Origin of the sequence: Peptacetobacter sp. AB845 (genome assembly GCF_047528295.1) — a bacterium.
In the GTDB taxonomy this organism is placed as follows: domain Bacteria; phylum Bacillota; class Clostridia; order Peptostreptococcales; family Peptostreptococcaceae; genus Peptacetobacter.
Genome location: NZ_CP180001.1, coordinates 1310985 through 1324830 on the forward strand (window position 1 = coordinate 1310985; position 13846 = coordinate 1324830).

Genomic DNA, 13846 nt, shown 5'->3' on the forward strand with positions numbered 1-13846 from the left:
AGTAAAAAGCAGGTATATAATTACCTGCTTTTTTCAAATAGAAATATAATAACAGGGTAAAATATAGGGGATTTTACGCTGATAAAAATTCAATAACAGACACAAGGAGGTATAATATGGATATTCAACTATTATGCGATAGTTTATGCGATATACCAGATGAAATAGCTGCTAAACCATATTTAGAAGTTATTCCATTGACAGTAATGTTCGATAATGAGGAATTTAGAGAGGGTATCGACATAAGTAAAGAGGAGTTTTATAAAAGGGTAAAATCTACTGGAGAAATACCTAAAACTTCTCAGGCTACATATATCGAGTTTAGAGAAGCATTCGATAAGTATACTTCTGAGGGTAAAAAAATTATATGTATAACAGGTTCTTCAAAATCGTCTGGAACTTATCAGAGTGCTACACTTGCAAAAGAAGATTGTGAAAATGCAGAAATAACTGTATTTGATACGCTTAATCTTTCTTTAGGAAGTGGACAGTATGTTATAAAGGCATGCGAATTGATAGATGAAGGAAAAAGTTATGAAGAAATACTAAAGGAATTAGATAATATTAGAGAAAGCGTACACTTATTATTTGTACCATCTACACTTACTTATTTAAAGAAAAGTGGAAGGGTTCCTAGTGCTACTGCTACTATAGGAAATCTACTTCATGTTCAACCATTATTTTATGTCGAAAATGGAGATATAAAAATGTTAGAAAAAATAAGAGGAGCTAAAAAAGTTCCTCATACAATGGTCGATGTACTAATTGATATGAATGATGGAAAGCTAGAAGATAAAATAGTTACAATAGGATGTGGAGCTAATTACGACGAGATGAAAGGTCTTGAGGAAGAAGTTAGAAAGAGAATAAATGCGAGAAAAGTAATGTTTACAAGAGGTGGAGTATGTATATGTTCTCATACTGGACCAGATATAATTGCTTTGAGTAGCTCTCTTTAAACATTAAGGAATGATTAAATATATTGTAGAAGTTTAATATTTTTGATAATATATTAATTGAGACGAGAAAACGGAAGAATTAGGAGGAAAAATAGATTATGGTTGAACATAAGATATATACTACAGAATTTGCTGGTAGAGAGCTTTCTGTAGAAGTAGGAAAAATATGTGAAATGACTAATGGTAACTGTATAGTAAAATACGGTGACAGTGTAGTTATGGTAAACACAACAAAATCAGCAGAACCAAGAGATGGAATAGATTTCTTCCCTCTAAGTGTTGATTACGAAGAAAAATTATATTCAGTAGGTAAAATACCTGGTGGATTCTTAAAAAGAGAAGGAAAACCTTCAGAAAAAGCGATATTAACATCAAGATTAATAGATAGACCAATAAGACCTTTATTCCCAAAAGGATTCAGAAATGATGTTCAGGTTGTTGCAACTGTTCTTTCAGTAGACCAGGATTGTACTCCTGACATAGTAGCTATGATAGGTTCATCAGTTGCATTATCAATATCTGATATACCTTTCAATGGGCCAACAGGTTCAGTTTGTATAGGTTTAGTTGACGGAGAATTCGTTGTAAACCCTAATGCTGAGCAGAGAGAAAAAAGTGAAATGCACTTAGTAGTATCTGGTACAAAAGATGCTATAATGATGGTTGAAGCAGGTGCTCAGGAAGTATCTGAAGATACTATGTTAAAAGCTATATTATTTGCACATGAACACATCAAAAAAATAGTTGAATTCATAGAAGAAATAGTAGCAGGTTCAGGAAAAGAAAAAGAAGAAGTAAAATTATACCATGCTGATGAAGATATAGAAGCTCAGGTAAAAGAATTTGCTTCAGCAAAAATGAGAGAAGCCGTTCAGACTGTTGAAAAAATGGAAAGAATGGAAAATATGGATAAAGTTAAAGAAGAAACATTCGCTTACTTTGAAGAAAAATTAGAAAACTTTGAAGAAGTAGCTGGAGATATAGAAGAAGTTCTTCAGGCTATAATAAAAGACGAAGTTAGATCTTTAATAACTGATGACGAAGTAAGACCAGACAACAGAAAATTCAATGAAATAAGACCTATATGGTGTGAAACTGGTATGATACCAAGAACTCATGGTTCTGCAATATTCACAAGAGGTCAGACTCAGGTAATGAACATAGCTACATTAGGAGCTTTAGGTGATGTTCAGAAACTTGATGGATTAGATGAAGAAGAAAACAAAAGATATATGCACCACTACAACTTCCCAGCTTACTCAGTAGGTGAAGCTAGACCTTCAAGAGGACCAGGAAGAAGAGAAATAGGACATGGGGCACTTGCTGAAAGAGCATTACTACCAGTAATACCATCTCAGGAAGATTTCCCTTATGCAATAAGATTAGTATCTGAAGTACTAAGCTCAAATGGTTCAACTTCTCAGGCAAGTGTTTGTGCATCTACATTATCATTATTAGATGCCGGTGTTCCAATAAAAGACATGGTAGCTGGTATAGCTATGGGTCTAATAAAACATCACGATAAAGTAGTTGTACTTTCAGATATACAGGGAATGGAAGACCACTTAGGAGATATGGACTTCAAAGTTGCAGGTACTGAACACGGTATAACAGCTATACAGATGGATATAAAAATAGACGGTATAGATGAAGATATACTAAGAAGAGCTCTTGCACAGGCTAGAGAAGGTAGAATGCACATACTTGGAGAAATGAGAAAAGTTATATCTGAACCAAGACCAGAGCTTTCTCCATACGCTCCAAAAATAGAAAGAATGAACATAAATCCAGATAAGATAAAAGATGTAATAGGACCTGGTGGAAAAGTTATAACTAAGATAATAGATGAAACTGGTGTTAAAATAGACATCGAACAGACTGGTGAAGTATTCATAGCTGGTACAGATAAAGCTATGATAGACAGAGCTAAAGAACTTATCGGAAATATAGTTGCTGAAGCAGAAGTTGGCAAAGTATACAGAGGTAAAGTAACTAGAATAATGAACTTCGGTGCTTTCATGGAAATACTTCCAGGTAAAGAAGGACTTCTTCACGTTTCTCAGATATCTAAAGAAAGAGTAAACAATGTAGAAGATGTTCTAAACATAGGCGACGAATTAGAAGTTAAAGTAACTGAAATAGATGAAAAAGGAAGAATAAATCTTTCTAGAAAAGTTTTATTATAATAAATGAATAATCAAGAGATGCCGAAAAATTTTGAGGCATCTCTTTTTTTATCTAATTGAGTTGATAATATATTCTATGTAAATTATAATGATATAATGGAGTGAATAAAAAATGTTTTTGGAGGATTTATGTATAAGACAAAAAAATTAAGCAATGGGCTTACAATTATAGCAGAAGAAATTCCTTATTTAAAATCAATCTCTATGGGGATATGGTTTAGATCTGGAATAAAAACAGAAGAAAATTATATAGATGGTGTGTCTCACTTTATAGAGCATATGATGTTCAAAGGGACTAAAAATAGAACATCAAAACAATTGGTTGCAGAAATAGAAAATTTAGGTGGTGTAATCAATGCTTTTACAGGTAGAGAATGTACATGTTACTACGTAAGACTCCTTGATGAACATTTGAATATAGGTATAGATATTATCTCTGATATGATTTTAAACTCTAAATTCGATGAAAAGGACATTGAAAGAGAAAAGAGTGTAATAACAGAGGAATTAAAAATGTACGAGGATTCTCCTGAGGATTTAACATACGACATACTACTTGAAAAAGTATATGATAATAAAGGAATTGGTAAAAACATACTTGGAAACAAGGAATCTATAAAAAGTATGAATAGAGAAGCCATTTTAGATTACTTTGAAAAATTTTATGTACCAGAAAATGCAGTTCTTTCAATATGTGGTAATTTTGACTTTGAGGAAACTGTAAAGCTTATAGAAGATAAGTTTGAGAATTGGCATGGACAAAAGCCAGACTATAATCTACAAGATGAAGTATTTAAACCTTGTATCATAAAGAAAGATAGAGATTATGAACAGACAAATTTAGCTATTTGTTTTGAATGTGATAAAATAGGCTCTAGCTCAAACGATGTATATACTATAGATATAATAAATAATGTTTTAGGTGGAAGTTCTACATCTAGATTATTCCAGAGAATTAGAGAAGATGAGGGGCTAGTGTATTCTATTTACTCAGAACAGGAATTCTATCGGGATAAGGGAGAGCTTGGTATATATGCTAGTATGAGTACAGAAAATTTAGAGGATGTATATAGATTAATAAAAGAGGAAATTATTTCTCTTAATGAAAATGGAATAACAGAAGAAGAATTAAATAATTCTAAGGAGCAGCTAAAGGGAGAGTTTATGCTAGGCATGGAAAGTACTGAAAGTAGAATGAATGCTATTGGGAAATATATGCTTATAACAGGAAGAGTTGAAACCTTAGAAGATGTTATAGAAGGATTAAATTCTATAACTATGGACGATATAAATAGGGTAATATCAGACGTTTTAGATATAGATAAAATGGGAGTATGTGTTGTAGGAAAAGGTGTAAGTGAGATTGAACTTTAGAAGTTCATATTTTAGGAGGTTAAAATGATAGTAGTTCAGAAATTTGGCGGTACTTCAGTAGCTAATTTTGAAAAAATGGCTGAGGTATGTGAAATAGTTAAAAAAACTAAAGAAACAGGAAATGATGTTGTAATAGTTGTATCAGCTATGGGTAGAAAAGGAGATCCTTATGCGACAGATACTCTATTAGGGCTTTTAGAACAAGTAACAGATAAACCTACAGATAGAGAAAAAGATATGCTTATGTCATGTGGGGAAATAATTTCCTCAACTTTAATGGCTAGTATGCTTACTGCAAATGGAGTAGATGCTGTTGCATTTACAGGAAGTCAGGCTGGTATGATGACAAATGGTGTTTATTCAGATGCAAAAATAAAGGATATAGACCCAAGTAGAATAAAGGCTGAGCTTGAAAATGGAAATGTTGTAGTTGTAGCTGGATTCCAGGGTGGAGATGATAGAGGAGATATAAACACACTTGGAAGAGGTGGCTCAGATACCTCTGCTGTTGCACTTGGAAAGGCTTTAGGTTGTAAATATGTTGAAATATATACAGATGTCGACGGAATAATGACTGCAGACCCAAGAGTTGAGCCAGATGCAAAAGTACTAGACTATATTGATTATGAAGAAGTATTCCAGATGGCTGATAAGGGAGCTAAGGTAATACATCCGAGAGCTGTTCAGATAGCTAAAGACGGAAATATAACTCTTGCTATAAAAAATACATTAAATCCAAGTTATGAAGGAACAAAAATTTGCTCAGTTAAAAATATAGAAAATGACGGATTTGAATGTTGTTGCAAAGAAGAGAGATTTGCTGTAGCAAATAAAAGAGATATAGTTCAGATAAAAATAAAAGATAATGGAACTTTTACAGACATATTATCTGAAATGGAAGAAAAAAGCATAAGTATGGATATGATAAACTTTTTCATAGGAGAAAAGGCCTTTGTAATAGATGAAAAGGATAAGGATAACCTAGAAGAAATATTAAAGGGAAATAAAGTAGACTATGAAATAAAAGAAAATTGTGCAAAGGTAACACTTATAGGTTCTTCAATGACAGGAATTCCAGGTGTTATGTCTAAAGTGGCTAGAGGTCTTAAAGAAGCTGGAATACCTCTACTACAGACATCTGACTCTAGCATGACAATATCTTGCTTAGTTGATGAAAATGACATGGAAAATGCAGTCCATGCTATACATAGCAAATTCTGTTGCTAGTTTAATATCTAAATTTGTTGAAAATGTCATATATATGATATAATAATATAATGTTGATTTTGATAATTTACTTTGAAAATGTTAAATATTATAATTTTAGAAAAGAAAAGGAGTGATATTTTTGGCGAGTTTGAAAAACAAGAAAAAAAGAAAAAAGAAACAGAAAATAAGATTTAACTCAGAATATCATAATCTGATAACTATATTTTTAGGGATATTCCTTCTATATAGCTTAAATTCGAATTCTATGGGATGGATACCTCAGTTTATGCAAAATATTTTTAAAGGTTTATTTGGGGGACTTTCTATATTCATACCTGTTCTACTTATATTAACAGGAATTTTAGGGTTTATGGATGGAAATGAATACATTTACAGATTTAGAAAAACAAAAGTTTATTATCTAATAATATTATTTGTATTTGTATTCTACGGATTATTAAATGCCGATAGTATGGTTGTAAGTAGCCCATTTGAAAAGAGTATGATGACAGAGATAATGCATCAAGGAGTAACAGGAAATGGATGCGGTCTTATATCTACAGTTATCGTATATTATATGTGTAAAATATTTGGTACAGTAGGTGCTTGGTTAATTGCTATATTTGCACTTATTATAAGTATAGTGTATGTATGCAATGTATCAGTTAGCGATATGTTCAAAAGATTTAAAGCAACTAAAAATAGTGGATTATCGCTTAGAGAAAGATTTAGCAAAATGAAAGATTCTGCAATCAATCTGGTAACAGATGAAGTAGATGAAATGGACGATAAAACTATGATTGCTAGAGATGCAAGTGATGATAAAAAAGGAATGTTTGGCAGCTTAAAGGATAAATTCAATAAATCTGAGGAAGAAGATTTTGAGGAAGAAGAATTTAATGATGATAAGACTATAAAAATAGTTGGATTCAATAAAGCTGAGGACGATTACTTAGAAATACTTGAAGGAACTCAGAGTATGTCAGAACTTGATGTATTAAAAGAGCTACAAAATCAGGAAAGAGAGCCTAAAGAAGATGTATTTAGAAGGGATAACACTCCTTCAAATGAAGATGTAAAAACATACAATAATATGTTTGAAGATGAGCCTGTAAATACAACTTCTGCTGTTAGTCCTAAGACTATGGAATCAACTATGCCATTTGATTCGGCTTTAGATAATGAAAAATATAAAAATTACAAGATTCCACCAGTAACTCTTTTAAATAAAGTAAATAAAAAATCAAATGAAAATGTAAAAAAATCAGTTATAAAAAATGCTGGATTATTAGAAAAAACTCTTTCTGACTTTGGGGTAGAGGCTACTATAAGTCAGGTTACTGTAGGGCCTACAATAACTAGATATGAAGTTCAGCCTAAACCAGGTGTAAAAGTTAGCAAAATAGTTAATTTAACTGATGATATAGCTCTTAGTCTAGCAGCTAGAAGTATAAGAATTGAAGCACCTATACCAGGTAAGAATGCTATAGGTATAGAAGTTCCAAATGAAGAAACTCAGATGGTTGGAATAAGAGAAATAATAGAAAGTAAGGAATTTAAAGATTTTAAATCTCCTCTTGCTATGGGGCTTGGAAAAGACGTTTCTGGTAAGATATTTGTAAGTGATATAGCTAAGATGCCACATCTTTTAATAGCAGGTTCAACTGGTTCTGGGAAGAGTGTGTGCGTAAATACACTTATAAACAGTATCTTATTCAAGGCAAAACCAGATGAGGTTAAATTACTTCTAATAGACCCTAAAGTAGTAGAACTTTCTAACTACAATGGTATACCACATCTTCTAATACCAGTTGTAACAGATCCATCTAAAGCAGCAAATGCGTTAAATTGGGCGGTTACAGAAATGAATAGAAGATATAAAGCATTTAGCGATACAGGTGTTAGAGATATAAAAAGCTATAATGAAAAGGCAGAAGAAAAAATGCCTAGCATAGTTATTGTAATAGACGAGTTAGCTGACCTTATGATGACTTGTGCAAAAGAAGTTGAGGATTATATATGTAGATTAGCTCAGAAGGCTAGAGCTGCTGGTATGCACCTTGTTATAGCAACACAGAGACCTTCTGTAGATGTAATAACAGGTGTAATCAAGGCTAATATACCTTCAAGAATAGCATTTGCAGTTTCTTCTCAGACAGATTCAAGAACAATACTTGATATGGGTGGAGCAGAAAAACTTCTTGGAAAAGGAGATATGTTATTCTACCCACTAGGTGCAGCTAAACCAGAAAGACTTCAGGGTGCATTTATATCTGATTCAGAATTAGAAAATGTAATAGAATATGTTAAATCTCAGTTTAAAGACGATGAAGTTAAATATGAAGAAGATATAATAGAAACAATATCTTCTGTAAGAAATATAGAACATGATGATGAAGATGAATTACTTCCAGAAGCAATAGAATTTGTAGTTAATAATGGACAGGCATCGTCATCAATGCTACAGAGAAAATACAAAATAGGATTTAACAGAGCAGCTAGAATGATAGATGCAATGGAAGAAAGAGGTATAGTAGGACAGAACGAAGGTAGTAGACCTAGAAAAGTCCTTATATCTAAAGAACAGTTAGAAGAAATGAAAAAATAATATAAATTTAGATTAAGGTGGATATTACTCCACCTTAATTTTAAAATTGAAAGGAGAATACATGTTAAAAATAGCATTAGAATCCCTAGGATGTTCAAAGAACCTAATGGATGCGGAGATAATGACAGGGATCTTAAAAGAAAAAGGATACGAATTTGTAGAAGAATTTGCCGAAGCAGATATAATAATCGTTAATACTTGTGGATTTATAAGAGATGCAAAACAGGAATCAATAGATACAATAGTTGAATTATCTCAGTTAAAGGAATTTGGAAAGCTTAAATACCTAATAGTTACTGGATGTCTAGCACAAAGATATGCAGATGAATTATTAGAAGAAATACCAGAAATAGATGCAATAGTTGGAACTGGTAACTTTATGAATATATCTGAAATAATAGATAGATTAGAAAGTGAAAAGAATGTAACAGAAATAGGAAATATAGAATTTGCATTTGACGAAACTTTACCTAGATATGTATCTACTCCAGAGCATATGGCTTATTTAAAAATAGGTGAAGGATGTTCTAACCACTGTACATACTGTATAATACCTAAATTAAGAGGAAAATACAGAAGTAGAAAAATAGAAGATATAGTGGAAGAAGCTAAAACTCTTGCTGCAGAAGGTGTAAAAGAGTTAGTTGTAATAGCTCAGGATACTACTAGATACGGTGAAGATTTATACGGAGAAGCTAAACTTGCTGAGTTATTAGAAGAATTAGCAGGTATAGAAGGTATAAAATGGATAAGAATAATGTACTCTTACCCAGAATCAATAACTGAAAAATTAATAGATGTAATAGCTGCTCACGACAATATATGCAGTTACTTTGATATGCCAATACAGCATGCAAGCAACAGAGTATTAAAAAGAATGAACAGAAGAACATCTAAAGAAGATATAAGAAATAAAGTTGATATGATAAGAAGTAAAATACCAGATGCTGTAATAAGAACTACTGTTATAGTTGGATTCCCAGGAGAAACAGAAGAAGATCTAGAAGAATTAATAGAATTTATGAAAGAAATAAAATTTGATAGATTAGGTGCATTTGCGTATTCAAGAGAAGAAGATACTCCTGCAGATAGAATGGATGGACACATGGACGAGGAAATCAAAGAAGAAAGAAGAGATAGAGTCATGATGGTTCAGCAGGCAATATCTGAGGAAATAAATCAGAAAAGAGAAGATAAAGTATTTGAAGTACTTATAGAAGAAGAGGCTGAAGAAGGCGTATACGTTGGTAGAACTCAGGGAGATGCTGAGGAAATAGACAGTGTTGTATATGTTAATTCTGATGAAGAATTAGAAATAGGTAGCTTTGTAAATGTTTATATAACAGAAGCTATGGAATATGATTTGATTGGAGATGTTGTAGATGAACTTGCCGAATAAATTAACTTTATTCAGAGTATTCCTTATACCGATTCTAGTAATTGTTATGATGATGGATATACCGTCTAAATTTTTAATAGCTTGTATAATTTTTATAGTTGCATCACTTACAGATATGCTAGACGGTAAAATAGCTAGAAAATACAATCTAGTAACAGATTTTGGGAAATTTATGGACCCATTAGCAGATAAACTATTAGTTATATCTACACTAATATGTATGATAGAAACAGATCTTGCTGCTGGATGGATGGTAATAATAATAGTTGCAAGAGAGTTATCTGTAAGTATTCTTAGAGCAATAGCAGCTGCAGACGGTACAGTTATAGCTGCAGGTAAGAGTGGAAAATGGAAAACTGCTACTCAGATGGTTTCAATAGTTTTATTATTATTTGGAGCACATCTAGGAAATGCAACAATATTAATGGTAGGAAATATTTTATTAATAATAGCTACACTTCTTACTCTTTATTCAGGTTGGGAATACCTATACGGAAATAGACACGTATTTATGAATTCAAAATAATTTAAAATTTATTGAAAGGGCTATTACAATTTTGTAATAGTTCTTTTTTTAGCAAAAATTTGTTTAGGTTTAAGTTAAGATGTCAATAAATAAAGTGAAGGCAAATTTTATATATTTTGTATCGTTTTAAAAATAAAAAATTTTTAACGAATCTTATTTATTGACGAGGTTGTTTTTATACGATATAATAAGTATATAAAAAAGATAGAACAAATGTTTGATATATAAACTGAGAGGAGAATCGTGATGAGTGTAGATCAGGAAAAATTAAAAGCCCTTAACGAAGCATTAGGGAAAATAGAAAAAGACTTTGGTAAAGGTTCAGTAATGAGATTAGGAGAAGCTACTTCTCTAGAAATAGATACAATATCTACTGGTTCTATAGGACTAGATATAGCAATAGGTATAGGCGGGCTTCCAAAAGGAAGAATAGTTGAGATATACGGACCAGAATCTTCTGGTAAAACTACAGTTGCACTTCACTGTGTAGCAGAAGCACAGAAAACAGGAGGAATAGCAGCGTTCATAGATGCAGAACACGCATTAGACCCAGTATATGCTAAAGCATTAGGTGTAGATGTAGAAAACCTTATAATATCTCAGCCAGATACAGGAGAACAGGCACTAGAAATAGCAGAGGCTCTTATAAGAAGTGGGGCTATAGACATAATAGTAGTCGACTCTGTTGCTGCATTAGTTCCTAAAGCCGAAATAGAAGGTGATATGGGGGATTCTCATGTAGGGCTTCAGGCAAGACTTATGTCTCAGGCTCTTAGAAAATTAACAGGTTCAATAAAGAAATCTAACTGTGTTGCAATATTCATCAACCAGTTAAGAGAAAAAGTTGGTATAATGTTTGGTAACCCAGAAACAACTACTGGTGGACGTGCACTTAAATTCTACTCTTCTGTAAGATTAGATGTTAGAAAAATAGACACTATAAAACAGGGAGATAAAGTTTTAGGAAGTAGAACAAGAGTAAAAGTTGTTAAAAATAAAGTTGCACCACCATTCAAACAGGCAGAATTTGATATAATGTATGGACAGGGTATATCTAAAATAGGTGACTTATTAGATATAGCAGCTGATATAGATGTTGTTAAAAAATCTGGTTCTTGGTACAACTACCAGGATGTTAAACTAGGTCAGGGTAGAGAAAATGTTAAAAAATTCTTAGAAGACAATATGGATTTAACTAACGAAATAGAAGCTAAAGTAAGACATTACTATCATTTAGATGGAAGTTCTCCAGAAGAAGAAACTGTAGAAGAACCAAAAGCTACAAAAGCAGCTAAAGATGATAAAAAAGAAGAGAAAACAGTTTAATTTAAGATAAAGTTCAAATATATAACGATAAAAAAAGAGAGTTTTAAAACTCTCTTTTTTTATGTTTACGATTATCTAAAAAGATTTCTTATAAAGTTTCTTATACCCCCCACAACTTTTCCAATTAAAAAAGAAATAGCTATATTTATAAACTGAATAGCCATAACCCAAGGCATAAAAACAACAGTAACTGTTTCAATACACCATAAAACACTTACAAATGTAACAGCACCAGGTCCAAAAAGTAAACCAGAACCAATTATAGAAGCTGTTATTAAAAATTGAAATTCTAACATAATACACCTCTTAAATTAAATTTTAATATGAATAATATACAATGATTTTTAATAAAAAGTCAAGAAGTAAAAATAATCAAAATCAGATATTAAAATAATTATTATAAAAAATTTTTTTGAAATAAGAATAAAAAATATAAATAGTGGTATAAATATAAAAAATATGAAAAAATTGTGAATAATATTACTATCATTGTGTTTCCTCAATCTTGACATGATTATGAAAACATTATAAAATTAAAAGAGGGTATTTTATCCAAACTTAACTATATCCAATAAAATAATATATTCTTTAAAAAGTTTAATATACTAGAATATGAGAGTTAATATGAAAATGGAAGATTAGCAAATTAAGGGAGGAATCCTAAAAACTATTGTCTATACAATAGTTAGCAATATTAAAAAGGAGGTGGATGTCATAGATAAGATATTAGTGGCGTTAGGTTGCGCAATAGTCGGAATAATAGTAGGTTATTTTGTTAGAAGAAATATATCTGAAGCTAAAGTGGGCCAGGCAGAAACTAGAGCTAAAGAAATTATAGATAAAGCAAACCATGATTCTGAAACAGTAAGAAAAGAAAAACTATTAGAAGCTAAAGAAGAAATTCATAAATTGCGTACAGAAGCAGAGAAGGAAAACAGAGAAAGAAGAAACGAAGTACAGAAGTACGAAAGAAGAGTATTACAGAAAGAAGAAAATCTTGACAAAAAGACATCTGAACTTGAATCAAAAGAAGCAAATCTTAGAGACAAAGTAAAAGCATTAGACAAAAAAGAAGAAGAAGTAGAAATCATAAAGCACAAACAGCTTGAAAAACTTGAAAGTATTTCAGGAATAAGCTCAGAAAAGGCTAAAGAAATCATACTTACAAATGCTGAAAGAGATGTTAGACGTGAGATGTCTATAATGATAAAAGAAGTAGAATCTCAGGCAAAGGATGAAGCTGAAAAGAAAGCTAGAGAAATAATAGGATATGCTATACAGAAATGTGCAGCAGATCACGTTGCCGAAACAACTGTTACAGTTGTAAATCTTCCAAATGACGAAATGAAGGGAAGAATAATCGGTAGAGAAGGTAGAAACATAAGAACACTTGAAACATTAACAGGAATAGATCTAATAATAGATGATACTCCTGAAGCAGTTATACTTTCTGGATTCGACCCAATAAGAAGAGAGATAGCTAGAATAGCTCTTGAAAAACTTATAGCAGACGGAAGAATACATCCAGCAAGAATAGAAGAAATGGTAGAAAAAGCTAGAAAAGAAGTTGAAAATATAATAAAAGAATATGGAGAACAGGCAGCATTTGAAACAGGTGTGCATGGACTTCATCCTGAACTTATAAAACTTCTTGGTAGATTAAACTACAGAACTAGTTATGGACAGAATGTACTTAAACATTCTATAGAAGTTGCTCATATAGCTGGTATAATGGCATCTGAATTAGGTGTAGACGTTAAGTTAGCTAAGAGAGCAGGTCTTCTTCACGATATAGGTAAGTCTGTTGACCATGAAATGGAAGGTACTCATGTTGAAATAGGTATGGACTTATTAAGAAGATACAAAGAATCTAAAGAAGTTATACATGCTATGTCAACTCACCATGGAGATTACGAACCACAGACTATAGAAGCTGTACTAGTTACTGCTGCAGATGCTATATCAGCAGCTAGACCAGGTGCAAGACGTGAAACTTTAGAAGCGTACATTAAGAGACTAGAAAAACTTGAAGAGATAGCCAATTCTTATGAAGGTGTAGAAAAATCGTTCGCAATACAGGCTGGTAGAGAAATAAGAATAATGGTAAAACCAGAAGAAGTTAGCGATGAAGAAATACATCTATTAGCTAGAGATATGACTAAGAAAATAGAAGAAGGACTTGAATATCCAGGTCAGATAAAAGTAAGCATAATAAGAGAAACTAGAGCAATAGAATATGCAAAATAATGAATTAAAAAG

Annotated in this window: 10 protein-coding genes; 9 read left to right on the plus strand and 1 reads right to left on the minus strand. The window is 31.8% G+C overall.

Going from position 1 to position 13846, the window contains the following annotated elements:
• The first annotated feature begins 116 nt into the window (after positions 1 to 116).
• The 8 genes from ACK2WO_RS06170 to recA all read left to right on the plus strand — a co-directional run bounded on the left by ACK2WO_RS06170 (position 117) and on the right by recA (position 11587).
• Positions 117 to 959 (plus strand): DegV family protein, encoded by an 843-nt coding sequence (locus ACK2WO_RS06170; RefSeq protein WP_414697074.1) that lies wholly within the window; start codon positions 117 to 119, stop codon positions 957 to 959.
• Positions 960 to 1057: 98 nt separating this feature from the next.
• Positions 1058 to 3145 (plus strand): polyribonucleotide nucleotidyltransferase, encoded by a 2088-nt coding sequence (pnp, locus tag ACK2WO_RS06175; RefSeq protein ID WP_414697075.1) that lies wholly within the window; start codon positions 1058 to 1060, stop codon positions 3143 to 3145.
• Between the two features lie 129 nt (positions 3146 to 3274).
• Positions 3275 to 4519, plus strand: coding sequence for a M16 family metallopeptidase (locus tag ACK2WO_RS06180; protein WP_414697076.1), 1245 nt, complete (start codon positions 3275 to 3277; stop codon positions 4517 to 4519).
• A 24-nt stretch (positions 4520 to 4543) separates the two neighbouring features.
• On the plus strand, positions 4544 to 5746 hold the full coding sequence (gene dapG / locus ACK2WO_RS06185) for an aspartate kinase (protein ID WP_414697077.1): 1203 nt from the start codon (positions 4544 to 4546) through the stop codon (positions 5744 to 5746).
• Between the two features lie 247 nt (positions 5747 to 5993).
• Positions 5994 to 8336 carry a DNA translocase FtsK 4TM domain-containing protein gene (locus ACK2WO_RS06190; protein WP_414698739.1) on the plus strand — a complete coding sequence of 781 codons (2343 nt, stop codon included), beginning with the start codon at positions 5994 to 5996 and terminating at the stop codon, positions 8334 to 8336.
• A 61-nt stretch (positions 8337 to 8397) separates the two neighbouring features.
• Entirely contained in the window at positions 8398 to 9735 is a 1338-nt protein-coding gene (gene rimO, locus ACK2WO_RS06195; RefSeq protein ID WP_414697078.1) for a 30S ribosomal protein S12 methylthiotransferase RimO, read from the plus strand.
• On the plus strand, positions 9719 to 10261 hold the full coding sequence (pgsA, locus tag ACK2WO_RS06200; protein WP_414697079.1) for a CDP-diacylglycerol--glycerol-3-phosphate 3-phosphatidyltransferase: 543 nt from the start codon (positions 9719 to 9721) through the stop codon (positions 10259 to 10261). Before rimO ends, pgsA begins: the two co-directional genes overlap by 17 nt.
• A gap of 246 nt (positions 10262 to 10507) precedes the next feature.
• Positions 10508 to 11587 carry a recombinase RecA gene (recA, locus tag ACK2WO_RS06205; protein ID WP_414697080.1) on the plus strand — a complete coding sequence of 360 codons (1080 nt, stop codon included), beginning with the start codon at positions 10508 to 10510 and terminating at the stop codon, positions 11585 to 11587.
• 71 nt (positions 11588 to 11658) lie between these two features.
• Here the strand turns inward: recA and ACK2WO_RS06210 are convergent, their stop codons facing one another.
• A complete protein-coding gene (locus ACK2WO_RS06210; RefSeq protein ID WP_414697081.1) occupies positions 11659 to 11883 on the minus strand; it encodes a hypothetical protein in 225 nt (74 codons plus the stop codon).
• Between the two features lie 409 nt (positions 11884 to 12292).
• Between ACK2WO_RS06210 and rny the strand changes: the two genes are divergently transcribed.
• Complete coding sequence (rny, locus tag ACK2WO_RS06215) at positions 12293 to 13834, plus strand: ribonuclease Y (protein WP_178412345.1); 1542 nt, start codon at positions 12293 to 12295, stop codon at positions 13832 to 13834.
• Positions 13835 to 13846 lie beyond the last annotated feature (12 nt).